The 16,316-nt window shown below is 71.6% G+C and carries 11 protein-coding genes; 7 read left to right on the top strand and 4 right to left on the bottom strand.

Annotation, left to right across the window (positions count from 1 at the left end; all coding sequences use genetic code 11):
• Positions 1-99 precede the first annotated feature (99 nt).
• Both OG624_RS04130 and OG624_RS04125 read right to left on the bottom strand, forming a co-directional pair.
• Positions 100-765: a response regulator gene (locus tag OG624_RS04130; protein ID WP_033224853.1), complete on the bottom strand. Its 666-nt coding sequence runs from the start codon at positions 763-765 to the stop codon at positions 100-102.
• Positions 762-1,967, bottom strand: coding sequence for a sensor histidine kinase (locus OG624_RS04125; protein WP_033224855.1), 1,206 nt, complete (start codon positions 1,965-1,967; stop codon positions 762-764). Before OG624_RS04125 ends, OG624_RS04130 begins: the two co-directional genes overlap by 4 nt.
• 321 nt (positions 1,968-2,288) lie before the next feature.
• Between OG624_RS04125 and OG624_RS04120 the strand changes: the two genes are divergently transcribed.
• The 3 genes from OG624_RS04120 (at position 2,289) to OG624_RS04110 (ending at position 9,209) form a co-directional block, all read left to right on the top strand.
• Positions 2,289-3,527 carry a hypothetical protein gene (locus OG624_RS04120; RefSeq protein WP_371639089.1) on the top strand — a complete coding sequence of 413 codons (1,239 nt, stop codon included), beginning with the start codon at positions 2,289-2,291 and terminating at the stop codon, positions 3,525-3,527.
• Between the two features lie 356 nt (positions 3,528-3,883).
• Positions 3,884-7,705: a bifunctional glycosyltransferase/CDP-glycerol:glycerophosphate glycerophosphotransferase gene (locus OG624_RS04115; RefSeq protein WP_371589761.1), complete on the top strand. Its 3,822-nt coding sequence runs from the start codon at positions 3,884-3,886 to the stop codon at positions 7,703-7,705.
• A complete protein-coding gene (locus OG624_RS04110) occupies positions 7,698-9,209 on the top strand; it encodes a hypothetical protein (RefSeq protein WP_033224859.1) in 1,512 nt (503 codons plus the stop codon). The genes OG624_RS04115 and OG624_RS04110 overlap by 8 nt, the downstream gene beginning before the upstream one ends.
• On the opposite strand, the gene OG624_RS04105 is transcribed toward OG624_RS04110, so the two are convergent.
• Positions 9,193-10,155, bottom strand: a complete 963-nt coding sequence (locus tag OG624_RS04105; protein WP_106971510.1) for an endonuclease/exonuclease/phosphatase family protein — start codon at positions 10,153-10,155, stop codon at positions 9,193-9,195. The two genes, OG624_RS04110 and OG624_RS04105, sit on opposite strands and share 17 nt — an antisense overlap.
• A 114-nt stretch (positions 10,156-10,269) precedes the next feature.
• Here OG624_RS04105 and OG624_RS04100 point away from each other — a divergent pair, with 114 nt between their 5' ends.
• From OG624_RS04100 to OG624_RS04085, 4 genes are all read left to right on the top strand, one after another.
• Entirely contained in the window at positions 10,270-11,229 is a 960-nt protein-coding gene (locus OG624_RS04100) for an aldo/keto reductase (protein WP_371639088.1), read from the top strand.
• A 90-nt stretch (positions 11,230-11,319) separates the two neighbouring features.
• Positions 11,320-12,855: an alpha/beta hydrolase gene (locus tag OG624_RS04095; RefSeq protein WP_371639087.1), complete on the top strand. Its 1,536-nt coding sequence runs from the start codon at positions 11,320-11,322 to the stop codon at positions 12,853-12,855.
• 516 nt (positions 12,856-13,371) lie between these two features.
• The gene (locus tag OG624_RS04090; RefSeq protein ID WP_158711934.1) at positions 13,372-13,545 is read left to right on the top strand and encodes a hypothetical protein; all 174 of its coding nucleotides are present in this window, start codon (positions 13,372-13,374) and stop codon (positions 13,543-13,545) included.
• A gap of 101 nt (positions 13,546-13,646) precedes the next feature.
• On the top strand, positions 13,647-14,987 hold the full coding sequence (locus OG624_RS04085; RefSeq protein ID WP_371587198.1) for a DUF2252 domain-containing protein: 1,341 nt from the start codon (positions 13,647-13,649) through the stop codon (positions 14,985-14,987).
• A gap of 25 nt (positions 14,988-15,012) precedes the next feature.
• Here OG624_RS04085 and OG624_RS04080 read toward each other — a convergent pair whose 3' ends face one another.
• Positions 15,013-16,305, bottom strand: coding sequence for an MFS transporter (locus OG624_RS04080; protein WP_161292963.1), 1,293 nt, complete (start codon positions 16,303-16,305; stop codon positions 15,013-15,015).
• Positions 16,306-16,316 lie beyond the last annotated feature (11 nt).

The raw sequence follows: 16,316 nt of genomic DNA, 5'->3' as shown, positions 1-16,316 counted from the left end.
GCTGTCCTCACACTCGCACGCTTCGGTCTTCGCCACGGCCCCGGCCGGCCGACAGAGTTCTCGACCGCGGTCCCCGCGTTCGTCGAAGCGGGGGGCCGATCAGCTGAGCCAGCCGGGACGGACCAGGCCGGATTCGTAGGCCAGGACGACCAGCTGGGCGCGGTCGCGGGCGCCCAGTTTCACCATGGTGCGGCTGACGTGCGTCTTCGCCGTGAGGGGGCTGACGACGAGGCGGCGGGCGATCTCCTCGTTGGACAGACCCATGCCCACCAGCGCCATCACCTCCCGTTCCCGGTCGGTGAGTCGGCCCAGTCCGGCCGCCGTCGCGGGCTGTTTCGAGCGGGCCGCGAACTCCGCGATCAGCCGGCGGGTGACGCCGGGGGACAGCAGGGCGTCGCCCGCGACCACCGCCCGGACCGCCCGTAGCAGTTCCTCCGGTTCGGTGTCCTTGACCAGGAAGCCGGAGGCGCCCGACCGGATGGCCTCGAAGACGTACTCGTCGAGCTCGAAGGTGGTGAGCATGACCACCCGCACGGCCGCCAAGGACTCGTCCTCGCCGATCCGACGGGTCGCGGCGAGTCCGTCCAGCACCGGCATCCGGATGTCCATGAGCACGACGTCGGGACGCAGTTCCCGGACCAGCCGTACGGCCTCGTCGCCGTCGGAGGCCTCGCCGGCCACCTCGATGTCGGGCTGGGCGTCGAGCAGGGCCCGGAACCCGGCCCGGACGAGCAGTTGGTCGTCGGCGAGCAGTACGCGGATCACAGGTCCTCCTCGAACGCGTCGGCCTTGAGCGGAAGTACGGCGACCACCCGGAAGCCGCCGTCGGGTCGCGGGCCGGTTTCGACGGTGCCGCCCAGGGCCGCGGCCCGCTCGCGCATCCCGACCAGGCCGTTGCCGCCACCGTCCGGGGCGCCGCCCGTGGCCGGGCCGTCGTCGGCCACCCGTAGCTCCAGGGCGTGGGGCTGCCAGATGAGGCGGATCCGGGCGGTGCGCGCACCGGAGTGGCGCATCACATTGGTCAGTGCCTCCTGGAGGATGCGGAAGGCGGCGAGATCCACCCCGGGCGGCAGCGCCCGCGCCTGCCCCTCGGTCGAGACGTCGACGCTCAGCCCGGCCGTCGCGGCCTGTTCCACGAGCTCGGGAAGGCGGTCCAGACCGGGCGCGGGGGAGCGCGGCGCCTCGCCGGGGGAGCGCAGGGTGTCGAGGACCTGCCGGACCTCGCCCAGCGCCTCCTTGCTCGCCGCCTTGATGGTGGCGAGCGCCGTACGGGCCTGCTCGGGGTCGGAGTCGAGCAGGGCCAGCCCGACCCCCGCCTGGACGTTGATCACCGAGATGCTGTGGGCGAGGACGTCGTGCAGTTCCCGGGCGATCCGCAGCCGTTCCTCGTCCACCCGGCGTCTTTCGGCCGCCACCCGCTCGGCCCGCTCCCGGGCCCACTGCTCCCGGCGTACGCGGACCAACTCCGCCACGGCGAGCACCGCGAGCACCCACGCGGTGACCCCCACCTCCTGCGCCCAGGGCGTCGGGCCGTCCCCCGGGGGCGGGAGCCACCGGTAGAGCCAATGACCGATGAGCAGGTGCCCGGCCCAGAACAGGCCGACGGCACCCCAGGCGGCCCGACGGTGTCCGGCGACGACGGCGGCGAAGCAGGCCAGGGCCAGACTGAGGAACACCGGGCCGTACGGATAACCGGCACCCACATAGACCAAGGTGACGACGCTGACCCCGTACGCCACGGCCACCGGATACCGGTGCCGCACCACGAGCAGCGCGGGCCCGATCAGCAGCAGCAGCCGGGCGAAGCCGTCCAGCGCCACCCGCCCGCTCTGCGCGTGCGCCGCCCAGCCCGCGCCGATCTGCGTGAAGAGGGCGACGAACAGCGCCGAGCGCCAGGCCGGGCCCCGCCCGGTCCGCTCCACCCATCCTCGCCACGGGGGACCCGGGCGTTCGCGCAGCTCGTCCATACAGCCACGCTAGACGGCGCCCCCCGTCACCCGCGTCACCCCCGCGTAGCGTTTCAGGCGTACTCCCCACGTAGTACCCGAACCCGACTTTTCCGGCTTGCGGACGATGGCCCGGCCGATGGCGAGGTCCGGCCGGCACCCGCTGGTGGAGGCGGGTGGATCAGGCTAGGTTGCAGGGAAGCGGAGGCTGTCGTGGGCATGCGCCCCCGACATCCGCTGGTTGCCCCACTGCCGTAAATTGTCCAACGGCTCGCCGGGTAAGGCCGGGCAAAAGGTACGAGTTGGGGCAGGTGTGGGCAGGACATGGCGCGACGCGGACGTATGGAAGCGGACCGAGGTGTCACCTCCTCCGCGCCCGCGGTGCCGGGCTCCGAGATAGCCGCGGCGGCCGACGGCGGGAGCGCCGCCCGGAGCTGGTTGCGACTGGGCAGGGACGGACGACTCACCGCCTACGCGAGCTGCGCCGACGGCCTGGTGCGCTGGACCGAGTCCGCGCCCGGCTCCGACATCTGGCACGGCCCCGACCTGTTCCCCGTCGAGGGATGGGCGGGCCGGTTCACGCTCGCCCAGGACTCCAACGGGTTCGTCTGGTTCGCCGGCACCCGCCTCCGGGAGGGGGCGCCGGGCGGCCGCGAGCTGATCATCGCCACCCAGTACCAGACCGGCCGCCCGCTCGGTGACTGGCGCGCGGTGGGCAACCCCTTCCCGGAGCGCAAGCGCGACCAGGGTCACGCGGCCGAGCGAGGCCAGGCCCCAGGCCAGGGCCGCAGCCAGGACCCGGGCCAGGACCCGGGCCAGGACCCGGCCGGGGTGGAGTCGGGGGCGCCCCTGCCCCCGCCCGGCGACCCGATCGTGCTCCCCGACGGCACCGGTGCGCTCCACATCCTCTCCACCCGGTTCGGCGTGGGAGCGCGCGGCCGCACCCGGCGCGCCGACGGCGCATGGGCCAATTGGGCCGACTACCAAGGCAAATGGGTCCGCGGAGCCGTCGTCCCCCTGGTGACCGCCCAGGGCCGCGCCGAGTTCCTGGTCACCTTCCGCGGCGGGGCCTCGTACTGGGGCCAGGACATGCCGGGAAGCGACTTCAGGTGGCTCGGGCGCATGAAGGCCGACGCCGTGGAAGGCACGTACAGCGCCTACGAGACGGGCGCCGGCACCGGCACCTACTTCTGGCGCCACCCGGCGGACGGCGGCGTCATCGCCTACCGCCCGCAGGCCCGCGCCGGCGTGGCGCCCGCGCTCATGCCGCTGGGTGGCGCGGGCGGTGTCGGCCCGGTGGACGTCGCCCGTACGCGCATCGGCGGGTACGACTGCACCGTCCTGCTGCAGCGGGGGGTCGAGGGCTACCCGGAGATCGCCGCCTACCCGACGGAGGGCGAGCAGTACGGCACTTGGTGGGCCCCCGTCGGGGACCGGTGCGCGGGGCTGCCGGCCCTCTCGCCCGATGCCCGTGGCGCGGTCACGATCGCGATGATCGACATGGATGGCGGGCTGCTGATCGCCCGGCAGGATCAGACGGACCCGGGCCTGGCCTTCGGTCCGTGGTGTCGGGTGGGGTGATCCACCTCACCCGAATACCCGTGCTGCGGCGATTGAAGCATTGCTTCCGCGTGCCGCACCCTGGGTGCAGGCGGAGTTGACCTCCCCCGCAGATGTGGGAGGGCGCCGCTCATTCGCATACGTGAAGCCCCCAGCCTGTGAAGCACCCATGAATACTTGCTCGCCGTGAAGTGATTGGCCTACGCTGCGCACACACTGTGAAGGTCGTATAAGTGTGCGGTCGAGTGCGGTGGGGTGGGTCGAGTGTTCGGGGAGCGGTGGTGACCAGATTCAGGGGCGGGTCTGGTGGCGTGCCCCGACGCATTCCGGTGCGCCGTGAGAAGTGTGTCTATCGAGGAGCTTTCTGAGTGGCAGGTATGCCCCGCCTGAGTGTTGTCGTGCCTTTCCAGGATGTGGAGATATACCTCCAGGAATGTCTGGAATCGATAGCCAGGCAGACGTTCTCCGCACTCGAAGTGATCATGGTCGATGACGGTTCGACCGACTCCTCGACGGCCATAGCGGCTGATTTCGCCCGCCGCGACCCCCGGTTCAGGCTCCTGCGCCAGGAGTCGATGGGGCCGGGACATGCCCGTAATGTCGGCATTCGAGCCGCTCATCCCCAGGCCGAATTCCTCGCGTTCGTCGACGGCGACGACGTCATACCCGAGTACGCCTACGAGTTGCTCGTGCAGACCCTCGAAGGGTCCGGGTCCGATTTCGTGTCGGGCAACGTGCAGATGATGAACTCCACCAAGCGGTGGCAGTCCCCCCTGCACAAGGCGCCCATGCAGAAGAGCAGGCGCGGCACGCACATCACCAAGCTGCCGGACCTCATCTACGACCGCACCGTCTGGAACAAGGTGTTCCGACGGTCCTTCTGGGACTACCACTACATCGCGTTCCCCGAGGGCGTCATGTACGAGGACTCCTGGGTCAACATGTTCGCCCACTTCCGCGCCGCCAAGGTCGACATCCTCACGGACATCGTCTACTTCTGGCGCCGGCGCGAGGGCGGTGCGGCCCCCTCCATCACCCAGCGGCACACCGAGTTCAGCAACCTCCAGGACCGCGTCTCCGCGGTGCAGTCGGTCAGCCGCTTCCTCGCCGGCCACCGTGCCCGCTCCTACTCGGACCACAAGCGCAAGTACGACCTGGCCTGCCTGAAGTCGGACCTGATGCTGCACCTGAAGGTGCTGCCGGACGCCGACGAGGAGTACCAGGACGCCTTCATGCAGTGGGCGAACGAGTTCCTGGACGAGGCCGACGCGGACATCATCCAGGAGCTCCCCGCCGACGCCCGGGTCAAGTGGCTGCTGGTGCGCGAGGGGCGCCTGAAGGAACTGCTCGACGTCGTCGAGTTCGAGCGCAAGGGCGGGCCCCTGCCCGTTCAGCGACGCTTCCACCGCTACCTCAACTATCCCTACCTCGGCGACCGTTCGATCGGCCTCGACAAGAGCGCCTACCGGCTCGACAAGGAACTCTCGCTCCACGGCTCGCTGATGCGGGCGGCCTGGGACGACAACGACCACCTGACGCTGGAGGGTTCGGCGTACGTCCGCTTCATCAACGTGCACAAGCGGCACATGTCGATGAAGGCGATCGCGCTGCGCAACAAGAAGCAGGGCCGCGTGGTCGTCGCCAAGGCGAAGACCACCTACTACCCGCAGGCCACCGAGTACTCGAACCAGAACCGCTACTGCTACGACTGGTCCGGCTTCCAGGTCAGCTTCGACACGTCCCGGCTCAAGCGCAAGGGCGTGTGGGTCGAGGGCACCTGGGACGTCGCGGCCGGCGTGCTCAGCCGCGGCCTGTTCCGCTACAAGGGCATCGCCCGGGGTGGCGCGGGCAGCGCGGCCAACCCGCCCTACCGGTACGTCGACAAGAACATCCGCGTGGTGCCCCTCTTCCTGCAGGGCAAGCTCAAGCTCCGCGTGGAGACCGTCCGTTGCCGCATCACCCGGCACCGGATGGTCGGCGACCACATCGAGCTCGGCGGTGTCTACCTCGGCGCCAAGCTCCCCGAGTGGGGCAAGTTCAGGGTCACCAGCATGAGCGGCGCCGGCCGCCACGACTCGTGGGTCCACTTCACGCCGGGCGGCGAGGGCTGGTACCTCTTCGTCACCCGCATACCCGTCAAGGCGCTCGTCCCCGGACACCGCACGAACTCCTCGGACGGGGTCCCCGAGACCTGGAACACCGGCGCCAACGGCTGGAAGACCACCTTCCACGTCGAGGGACGCAAGGCGGCCATCTACCCCGTCATGGCGGAGGACGCCACCGACGGCCACTACCGGATGCCGGCCGGACTGCAGACCGACGCCGGGGACCGCGAGGTCTTCGTGCACCGCAACGGCTCCGGCTACGTCGTCCTGTTCGAACGGGACACCCTCCCGCTGGCCCAGTCCGCCACCTGGCGCGAGGACGGCTCGCTGGAGGTCGTCGTCGGCTACGCCGCGCAGGACATGCTCGACGCGTCCGAGTACGCCATGGCGCACGTCGTCGTCCGCTCCCGCGCCCACGGCGCGGAGCGCGTCGCCCCGATCACCTGGCAGGGCGACGAGTTCCGCTTCGTCGTCACCCCCGCCGCGATGCGCACCCTGGCCGGCGACATCCCGCTCGCCGCCGGCCGCTGGGACTTCTTCCTGCGCCGCCAGGACCCCTCCGCGGTCACCCCGGAGAACCGCACCGCCGACCTCATGATCAAGATGACGCAGGACCTGATCCCGACCCTGCCGCGGGAGATGGGCAGCAACGAGCGCCGCTACGAGCTCCAGTCCGAGGCCTACGACCGGCTCTCCCTGCTGGTCCACTCGGCGATGCCGGACGAGGCCCGAGGCCCCTACCGGCAGAAGCTGATGCGCACCAAGACGTATCCGGCGGCCCGCCGCAAGCCCGTCACCCAGGCCGTGCTGTTCGACGCCTTCAAGGGCACCCAGTACTCCGACAGCCCGCGCGCGCTGCACGAGGAGATGCTCCGCCGCGGCCTGGACCTCGAACACCTCTGGGTGGTGCGCGACGACCAGGTGGACGTCCCGCCCACCGCGCGGCCCGTACGCATGTGGTCCCCCGACTGGTACGAGGCCATGGCCCGGTCCAAGTACGTCGTCGCCAACAACCACCTCCCGGACTGGTTCGAGAAGCGCGAGGGCCAGGTCGTCGTGCAGACCTGGCACGGCACCCCGCTCAAGCGCATCGGCCACGACATCGAAGCCGTGCACTTCGCGGACAAGCGGTACCTGGAGCGCGTGGAGAAGGAGGTGCAGAACTGGGACATGCTGGTGTCCCCGAACAGTTTCAGCACCCCGATCCTCAAGCGGGCCTTCCAGTTCCCCGGCGAGATGGTCGAGAGCGGCTACCCGCGCAACGACATCCTGCGCCGCGCGGACTCCGGGCAGCGGGCGGCCGAAGTGCGCCGCCGCATCGGCCTGCCGCCCGGCAAGAAGGCCATCATGTACGCGCCGACCTGGCGCGACGACCAGTTCTACGCGCCCGGCAAGTACAAGCTCGACTTCCGCATCGACCTCGACGAGGCCAAGGCGCAGCTCGGCCACGACCACGTCCTGCTCGTACGGCGCCACCCCAACGTGGTCGACCCCGTGCCGGGAGCCGGCGACGGCTTCGTCTTCGACGTGTCCGACTACCCGGACATGGCGGACCTCTCGCTCATCGCCGACGTGATGATCACGGACTACTCCTCCCTGATGTTCGACTTCGTCAACACCGGGCGGCCGATCCTCTTCTTCACCTACGACCTGGACCACTACCGGGACACCCTGCGCGGCTTCTACTTCGACTTCGAGCAGTCCGCCCCCGGCCCCCTCGTGTACACCTCCCCCGAGCTGATCGGGGCGATCCGCAACATCGACCGCATCCAACAGGGCTACGCCGCCCGCTACCGCTGGTTCCAGCAGGAGTTCTGCGACCTCGACGACGGCTACGCCTCGGCCCGGCTCACCGATCGCATCCTGATCGCCGGTGGGGACCTCGACCCCGCCCGGGCACAGGCCCCGGCCGTCGGAGCGGCCCGCGGCCGCGCGGCGGGTCCGACGGGCCAGGCGGGCCGGCGCGGCGACGCGGGTCAGGCGGGCCAAGCGGCTCAGGCAGGTCAGGCAGGTCAGGCAGGTCCCTGGAACGGAGGCACCCTCGGTCAGGTGCCGCGCCAGCCGGCGAGAAGAATGGATTCCGAGCATGTCTAAGACAGCCCAGAGCACGCGCCGCGTCTTCACCGGCGTGGACACCTCGGGGGCGGTGCCCATCGAGTACCGGTTCTCCCACGCGCGCAACGGCAATCGCCATCTGGTCGTCGTCTTCGCGAACCGCTACGCGACCAACGAGTACGGCTGGGCCAACGGGAAGCTCGACCTGCTGCGCTCCAACATCCTGTGGGTCCGCGACCTGTTCGACGGCGCGAACACCTACTACCTGTGCAAGGGGATGGACTTCTCCCTGGAGCAGTCCGTCGCCGGGCTCATCTCGCGCGTCATGGGAGCCCTGTCCCTCTCGCCGGACCAGGTGACCATGTTCGGCAGCTCCAAGGGCGGCAGCGCGGCGCTGTTCTTCGGCCTGAAGTACGGCTTCAGGAACATCGTGGCCAGCGTGCCCCAGTTCCAGATCGGTACCCGCGTCAAGGAGGGCAACCCCGAGGCCGTCCGGGTGATGATGGGCGAGGCCACGGAACACAACGTCCGCGTCCTCGACTCGGTCCTCCCCGACCTGGTGCACAGCGGGGCGAACCGCTCGGCCAACATCTATCTGGTCACCTCGCCCCAGGACGAGCAGTACGCGAGCCAGGTGGAGCCGTACGTCAGGCTGTTCCAGGGCCACGAGAACTTCAACTTCGTCTACAACGACTCTCCCCTGATCACCGACCACGGGAAAGTCACCCTGCGCAACCTCCCCACCCTGATAGGACTGCTGAACCTCCTCGTCGAGGGCATCACCCCCCGGTTCGGCATGGTCCGCAACGGCTACGAGGAGCCGCAGCGCGACACGTCGGCGATCGACGCCTACCTGACGCAGACCTCACTCGTGCAGCGCGACGAGGCCTTCCCCCGCCCGGTGGTGCTGACGCCGACGACCGAGGAGCGGGTCCCCGCCAACACCGTCCGCTTCACGGGCACCGCGGTGGGCGCCGTACGCGTCAGCTTCTGGCAGGACGGCAAGCACAAGGGCTCCGCGCCCGTCGCCGCGGACGGCACCTGGGTCTGGGAACGCAGCACCCCCTGGCCCAAGGGCCGGCACGTCGTCAGGCTCTTCGCCGCCGACGCGAACAACTACCAGACCGAGCGCACCGAAGTGGCCTTCACCGCCGTGGAGAACGCGTCCGCGGCCCTGCCCGAGTACGAGCCCGCGCCCCCGCCACTGCCGCGCCCGGCGCAGCGCCTCACGCTGACGGTGACCGCCCCGGCCGCCCACCAGCAGCTGTCGGGCCCCGCCGTCGGCTTCTCGGGCTACGCCGACGGCGCGGTCCGCGTGGACTTCCAGGAGGGCGGAGCGGCCCTGGGGTCGTGCGAGGTACGGGCCGACGGCAGCTGGGTGTGGGAGCCCGGCTGGGCCTGGAACCAGGGTGACCACTTCGTCGAGGCCATCGCGGTGGACGCCGTCGGCAACGCCTCGCCGTGGACGGCCGTCCCCTTCACCCTGATCATGAACTCCTACCCCGTGCCCGCGCAGGGGGCGTACTTCAACGCACGGTACTGATCTTCGCCGGGTCCTCGGGCGGGCGGGTCACCCGCATCACCAGCGGTCGGTGGTCGGACGCCTTGGTGTCCACCACCTCGCAGGCCGTGCGGGGGAGCTGGGTGAACAGGTAGTCGATCTTCGTTCCGTCCTTGAGGGTGGCGCGCCCCGCCCGCTTGCCGCCCTTCTGGTCGCACTCGCGGTAGGTGCTGTACGCCTCCCTCGGCCAGATCCAGGCGGACGTGTTCTTGTCGCCCACCGGCGGCGGGGTGTTGAAGTCGCCGCCGAAGACCGTACCGGCGTCCGTGGAGGCGGCGGCGAACAGCGAGCTCAGCTGGTCGTCGCGGAAGTCCCAGTCCGGGTGCTCGTCGTCGCTCTCCCGTAGCGAGAGGTGCGCGGTGCACACCCGCAGCCGCTGGGCCGGGACCCGCGCGCACAGGATCCCGCGGTGCAGTCCCACCGTCGGCTGCTCGGTCGGTATCGCCTCCACGTCGGTGAGCTGGGAGCCGGCCAGCAGGCCGTAGCCGGCCTGCCCCTTGCCCTGCCCGGTGCAGTCGACGGACGCACGGCGACCGGTCGCGTCCACCTCGGCGTACGGTTCGAAGGCCGACTGCCACTGCGGGCCGAGGGCGCGGGCGAAGGAGGTCAGGTCCTCGGAGCACACCTCCTGCAGGAGCAGGACCTGGACGCCGGAATCATCGATCAGCTCGCGCAGTTGCCCCAGCTTCTCCTTCGGTCCACCCGTCTTCTCGCAGCCCCACTGCCGTACGCCGCACATGTTCCAGGTCGCCACGGAGACGTCGTCGGCCGTCCCGGCGCCCGCACCGCCGCCGGCCACCGACCCCGGTGTCTGCGCCGACGTGCACGCCACCGCGGTCAACAGGCCAAGGGTCGTCACCGCGCGGCCGAACCGGCGGCGGAGCGATCGCCGCCGCGACCACCGTCCGGTCTCCATGTGTCTCTGCATGCGGACATCATTGAGTATGAGCCGGTCAGGCCGTGCATCGGGCCCGGTGTGAGACGTTCCGCATCGCCGCCGGAAACCGCGAGGCGCACCTCGGGGAGCGCATAGGGTGGGACGGTGACGAACGCGAGTGCGAACCCCGGCGGCGACCGAGTGCTGTACGGATGCATGGGCCTGGGCGGGAGCTGGGACCCGGACCCGTACGGACCGGCCGACATCGACGCGGCCGAGGCCGCCGTCGTCGCCGCCCTCGACAGCGGCATCACCACCTTCGACCACGCCGACATCTACCGGCACGGGAAGGCCGAGGCCGTCTTCGGCGAGGTGCTCGCGCGCACCCCCGGGCTGCGCGAGCGCATCACGCTCCAGACCAAGTGCGGGATCCGACTGGGCGACGAGGACCGCCCCGGGATGTACGACCTGCGCGGGGAGAGCATCGCGCGGCGCGTCGAGGAGAGCCTGACCCGGCTGCGGACCGACGTGATCGACGTCCTCCTGCTGCACCGCCCCGATCCGCTGGCGGACGTGGACGAGACGGCCGCCGCGCTGACCTCCCTGCACCGACAGGGCCTCGTACGGGGCTTCGGCATCTCCAACATGGGCGCCGCGCAGATCGCCCACCTCCAGGCCCGGCTCGACGTACCGCTGGTGGCGAACCAACTGGAGATGAGCCTGCACAATCGTGCCTGGGTCGAGGCCGGAGTCCTGCTCAACACGCCGGACTCGGCGCGGAACGGGTTCCCGTTCGGCACGCTGGAGCACTGCCGTGACCACGGCATCCGCCTCCAGGCCTGGGGCGCGCTGGCGCAGGGCCGGTTCACCGGCCTCCAGGAGACACCCGCCGAGCGCGCCACCGCGGCCCTGCTGACCGAGCTGGCCCGGAAGAAGGACACCACGCCCGAGACGGTCCTGCTGTGGTGGCTGATGCGGCACCCCGCCGCCATCGCGCCGGTCATCGGCAGCGCGCGCCCCGAACGGATCCGTGCCTGCGCCGACGCGGCGCTGCGCGAGCCCGAGCTCACGCACGAGGAGTGGTACGAGCTCTGGATCACGGCCCGAGGCGTACCGCTGCCCTGAGCCGACGGCAGCGGAGCGGGGGTTAGCCCCACCGGTGGCCGACCGGCCCGCCGGATGGGACCCCGCGGTGAGATCAACAAGGCTTGCGCCATGACGACTTACCCGCACAAGGCCCCGCGCAGGGCCTCGCACCAGGCCCTGCTCCTCGCCCTCGCCACGGCCACCGTGGCGACCGCTCTGACCGCGACCGCCGCACCGGCCGCGGCCCGGCCCGCACCCGCGCCCGCCGCGCCGCGGCTCGACTGGCACCCCTGCACCCATCCGGGCGCGCCCGCCGCCCAGGAGTGCGCCGAGCTGCCCGTCCCGCTCGACTACGACGACCCCGACGGCCGGCAGCTCACCGTCGCCGTCTCGCGGATCCGTAGCGACCGCCCCGAGGCGCGGCGCGGCACGCTCGTCGTGATACCCGGCGGGCCGGGCGGATCCGGTGTGCAGCGCCTGACGCAGAAGGCCGACGCACTGCGGCGGGAACTCGCCGGGGCCTACGACCTCGTCGCCTTCGATCCGCGCGGAGTGGGCGCCAGTACCACCGCGAGCTGCGACCTCGCCCCCGAGGACCGGTACCTGACCAGCCTGCGGTCCTGGCCGGGCCCGAACGGCGAGATCGCCGAGAACGTCGCCCGCTCCCGGCGCATCGCGGCGGCCTGCGCCCGCAACGGCGGCCCCGAGCTGCGCAGTTTCACCACGGCCAACCAGGTCCGCGACATGGACCGCTTCCGCGAGGCGCTCGGCGAGCGGAAACTCTCCGCCTGGGGCACCTCGTACGGGACGTACGTCGGCGCCGTCTACGCGCAGAAGTACCCCCGGCACACCGACCGCTGGGTCCTCGACAGCAGCGGCGACCCCGACCCGAAGCGGGTCGCGCGCGGCTGGCTCGCGAACATGGCGCAGGGCGCGGCGGACCGCCTCCCCGACCTCGCGGCCTGGGCGGCCCACCCCGACCGGGACCGCGACGGCCTGCGACTGGCCGCGGAGCCGCAGGAGGTGGAGCCGCTCCTCGTCGCGCTCGCGGCCCGACTGGACCGGGAGCCGAGGACGACCACGACCCCCGGGGTACCGCTGACCGGCAACGGCCTGCGCCAGGCCCTCCAGAACGCGCTCTACGCCGACGCCGCCTTCGCCCCCTTCGCCCGGCTCGTGCGGGCGGCGCAGGACCCGGCGGCGACCCCGGTGCTCCCGAGGGAACTCGCCGCGCCCGTCCCGGACGCGGACGCCGCCCTCATGGTCGGCGTCATCTGCAACGACGTCGCGTGGCCGGACGCGCCCGTGGCCGCGTACCGGCGGGCGGTCGAGGCGGACCGGGCCCGGTACCCGCTCACGGCCGGCATGCCGGTGAACGTACTGCCCTGCTCCTTCTGGAAGACCCCGACGCAGAAGCCGACCCGCATCACCGACGACGGCCCGTCCAACATCCTCATGCTCCAGAGCCGCCGGGACCCGGCCACCCCGCTCTCCGGCGGCCTGAAGATGCGCGAGGCGCTGGGCGACCGGGCCCGTCTGGTCACCGTCGAGCAGGGCGGCCACGGCTTGTACCTCGGCAACGGCAACGCGTGCGGCGACCGGGCCGTCACCGAGTTCCTCACGAGCGGCCGCCGCCCGGCCCGGGACACGGACTGCGCGAACTGAGCCGGCCCCGGACGGATGGGACCGCCGCCCTCCAGCCCTGGGTGACACCATCGCGTCGCTCTGCACTGCATAGTCATGTCCCGGATGCGGAACATCCTTCGATCGACATGGCAGATCCGTATTTGATCATAGGATCCGAAGGGTTCTTGATCGGCGGGCGCTCGCCATGGCCGAAGGTCCTGTTTCCTCGCGAGTAACCTCCCGGAAAGGTGCCGGTGCCGGTTCCCGTCATCGCCCCGGTCCCGCGCAACCCGTACGACGTCACCCGCCCCACCGGGGTGACGGTCGGCCGGGCCGCCCCGACCCCGGTCCGAAGGCGAACTCCGGTCCGCCGCAAGGATCCTCGCGGGGAGGGGCGGTCGCCCAAGGGTGACTCCCGTTTCCCCTCCCACCGCACGATCCGTGGGGCCGTGGCCCCCGATATCCATCCGTACTTGTGGGTACTGCGGCCGAATGGCGCCGGATTTGATAGTTCTGGACTGGTCCGGTGTGAGAAAGCTGCGGGAAGGACACGGCATGTTCGATCTACTGCGCCCGGAGACCGTCATGTGCCCCTTCTGCAAGGCCACCGCCGCCGACGGAGCGGTGCGGACCCTGCGGACCGGAGCGGGGTCACTGTCGGTGACCTGGCACACCCTCAACTGCCCGCACTACGCGGCCGACCGGATCCTCGCCGAGAAGGAGAGCTGACCGCGGCCGCCGTCCCGTCCCGGACCGCTCCGGTGACGGCGACATGCGCGACAGGACCCGTACGGCGAGGATGAGGAGGGACCGGCGACGAGGAGCGGCGCATGACCAGTCCAGCTGAGCGGCTCCGGCGCGGACGGGCCGTACGCAAGATCACCGGCCGTGCCGCGCACGGGCGGTGGACCGCTTCACCGGACCGGCCCGACCCCATCGGCGTACTGCGACGGCAGGGCACCGACCGGGTGCCCGAGCTGCTGCCGATCCGTTACGGCCGCATGGCGGCATCGCCGCTCGCCTTCCTGCGCGGCGCGGCCGCCGTCATGGCCGCCGACCTGGCCGCCGGGCCGCAGACCGGCCTCACCGTCCAGCTCTGCGGGGACGCACACCTGCTGAACTTCGGCATGTTCGCCTCCCCCGAACGCGCCCTGCTCTTCGACCTCAACGACTTCGACGAAACCTTCCCCGGCCCCTTCGAATGGGACGTCAAACGGCTCGCCGCGAGCGTCGCGGTGGCCGCCCGCGACAACGGGCACGGCGACGACCGCGCCGCGAGAGCGGCCCGTCGCGCCGCCCGGGCCTACCGCCGCACGATCCGGGAGCTCGCCGGACACCGCGAGCTGGACGTCTGGTACCACCGGATCGACACCGCCGACCTGCTGCCGCTCATCCGCACGCCGGAACTGCGCGACCGGGTGGAGGCCAATCTGGCCCGCGCCCGCCGCCGCACCAGCCTGCGCGCGCTCGGCAAGCTCACCGAGGTCCAGGGCGGACGCCGGCGCATCATCCACGATCCGCCGCTGCTGGAGCCGCTCGCCCGGGCCGACTCACGGGAGGTCGACGAGGTCTTCGGCAAGTACCGCGACACCCTCCCCGAGGAACGCCGCCTCCTGCTCGACCGGTTCCGTCTCGCCGACGCGGCGCGCAAGGTGGTCGGCGTCGGGAGCGTCGGGACCCGCTGCTTCATCGTGCTGCTGCTCGGGCGCGACGCCGACGACCCGCTCTTCCTGCAGATCAAGGAGGCCGTGCCGTCCGTCCTGCAAGGGCACCTCCCGGACGACGGGCACGACCACCAAGGGCACCGGGTGGTCGCCGGTCAGCGGCGCATGCAGGCCGCGAGCGACATCTTCCTCGGCTGGACGACCGGACCCGCCGGTCGCCACTTCTACGGCCGGCAGCTGCGCGACATGAAAGGGTCCGCCGACATCACCGGCATGTCCCCGGCCATGCTCACCCAGTACGCCGAGCTGTGCGGCCGGGCCCTGGCCCGCGCCCACGCCCGCACCGGCGACCGCATCGCCATCGCGGGCTACCTCGGTGGCGGCGACACCTTCGACCGCGCCGTGGCCGGTTTCGCGCTCCGCTACGCGGACCGCACCCACGCCGACCACGCGCTGCTGACCGCCGCCGTCGCCGACGGCAGGATCACCGCCACCACCGGCGTCTGATCGGCAGGGCACCGGCCGAGGCGCCTCAGGCCGGTGCGCCGCTCGGCTCCGCCTCCCGGGCCGCCCGGCGGCGCAGCGCGTCCTCGTCGGTGTCGGCGTCGTAGGAGATCAGCTTGGGCAGCAGGGCGGCCAGTAGCGCCACCGCCGCCACACAGGCCAGGCCGCCGCCCCAGAAGGCCGATCGGGTACCGGTCCAGCCGGCCATCGTGCCCGCCCGGACCTGCCCCAGCTGCGGTCCCACGCTGTACGACAGCACCTCGATGCCCGCGAGCCGGCCCCGCAGCTCCTCCGGGATCGTCTGGTTCCAGATCGTCGCCCGGCCCAGCCCGCTCACCATGTCGCCCGCACCCGCCACCGCGAGGCACAGCAGCACGAGCCAGATACCGGAGGACGCGCCGGCCCCCGCGACCGCCAGGCCCCAGACCGCCGCACCGAACACCACCAGCAGCCCGTGCCGGCGCACCCGGGACATCCAGCCGCTGGTCATGCCCAGCACCAGCGAGCCCACCGCCCCGGCCGCGTACATCAGCCCCAGCGCCCAGACCGCGTCGAGCTCGTCCGCGAGGAAGGGGTAGATGGCGTTCGGGAAGGCGAAGAACATCGCCGCCAGGTCGACGGCGTACGTCCCCAACAGGACGGGCCGGCTCCACGCGTAGCGCGCGCCCTCGGCGATCCCGCGCAACGACGGGCGTTCGGCCCCCTTCACCGGCGGCGCCGGACTGAGCCGCAGGCACAGCAGCACCGAGGCGAGGAAACCGAGCACGGTGACGGCGTACGCCGCGGCGTGACCGGCGAAGGCGACGACCACACCGGCCAGCGCCGGACCGGCGATCGCCCCGAACTGGTAACGCAGCCCGTTGAGCGCCGCGGCGGCCGTCAGCTGCTCGTGCGGCACGATCCGCGCCATCAGCGAGTCCAGGGCCGGCCGCTGGAGCCCGCTCAGCGCCGACACCCCCGCCGCGACCACGTACAGCGGCCACAGCAGCGGGTCCGGCAGCAGCGCGTTGACCAGAAGCACCAGGGCGAGCACCCCGAGCCCGGCCTCGGTCAGCAGGATCATCCGCCGCCGGTCGACCGCGTCGGCGAGGGCGCCCCCGTACAGCCCGAAGACCACCAGCGGAACGAGCTCCACCGCGCCCATCGCACCGACCGCCATCGGCGAGTCCGTCAGGTGCTTGATCTGCAGCGGCAGCGCGATCATCGCCATGAACGAACCGAAGTACGTCACCGTGCCCTGGTAGAACAGCAGCCTGAAGTCCCGACCGGATCGGAACGGGGCGAAATCGGGCAGGACGGCGGACCATCGGGAAGTGCTCACGAGATGCCATC

This window comes from Streptomyces virginiae, from assembly GCF_041432505.1.
In the GTDB taxonomy this organism is placed as follows: Bacteria; Actinomycetota; Actinomycetes; order Streptomycetales; family Streptomycetaceae; genus Streptomyces; species Streptomyces virginiae_A.
This window is presented reverse-complemented; position numbering and strand designations above follow the sequence as displayed.

What these genes read in the sequence shown, in the direction of transcription:
- OG624_RS04085 (WP_371587198.1), top strand. Translation starts at nt 13,647, where the DNA reads ATGACCAGTCCAGCTGAGCGGCTCCGGCGCGGACGGGCCGTACGCAAG.
- OG624_RS04105 (WP_106971510.1), bottom strand. Translation starts at nt 10,155, where the DNA reads ATGCAGAGACACATGGAGACCGGACGGTGGTCGCGGCGGCGATCGCTC.
- OG624_RS04125 (WP_033224855.1), bottom strand. Translation starts at nt 1,967, where the DNA reads ATGGACGAGCTGCGCGAACGCCCGGGTCCCCCGTGGCGAGGATGGGTG.
- OG624_RS04120 (WP_371639089.1), top strand. Translation starts at nt 2,289, where the DNA reads ATGGAAGCGGACCGAGGTGTCACCTCCTCCGCGCCCGCGGTGCCGGGC.
- OG624_RS04115 (WP_371589761.1), top strand. Translation starts at nt 3,884, where the DNA reads ATGCCCCGCCTGAGTGTTGTCGTGCCTTTCCAGGATGTGGAGATATAC.
- OG624_RS04110 (WP_033224859.1), top strand. Translation starts at nt 7,698, where the DNA reads ATGTCTAAGACAGCCCAGAGCACGCGCCGCGTCTTCACCGGCGTGGAC.
- OG624_RS04090 (WP_158711934.1), top strand. Translation starts at nt 13,372, where the DNA reads ATGTTCGATCTACTGCGCCCGGAGACCGTCATGTGCCCCTTCTGCAAG.
- OG624_RS04095 (WP_371639087.1), top strand. Translation starts at nt 11,320, where the DNA reads ATGACGACTTACCCGCACAAGGCCCCGCGCAGGGCCTCGCACCAGGCC.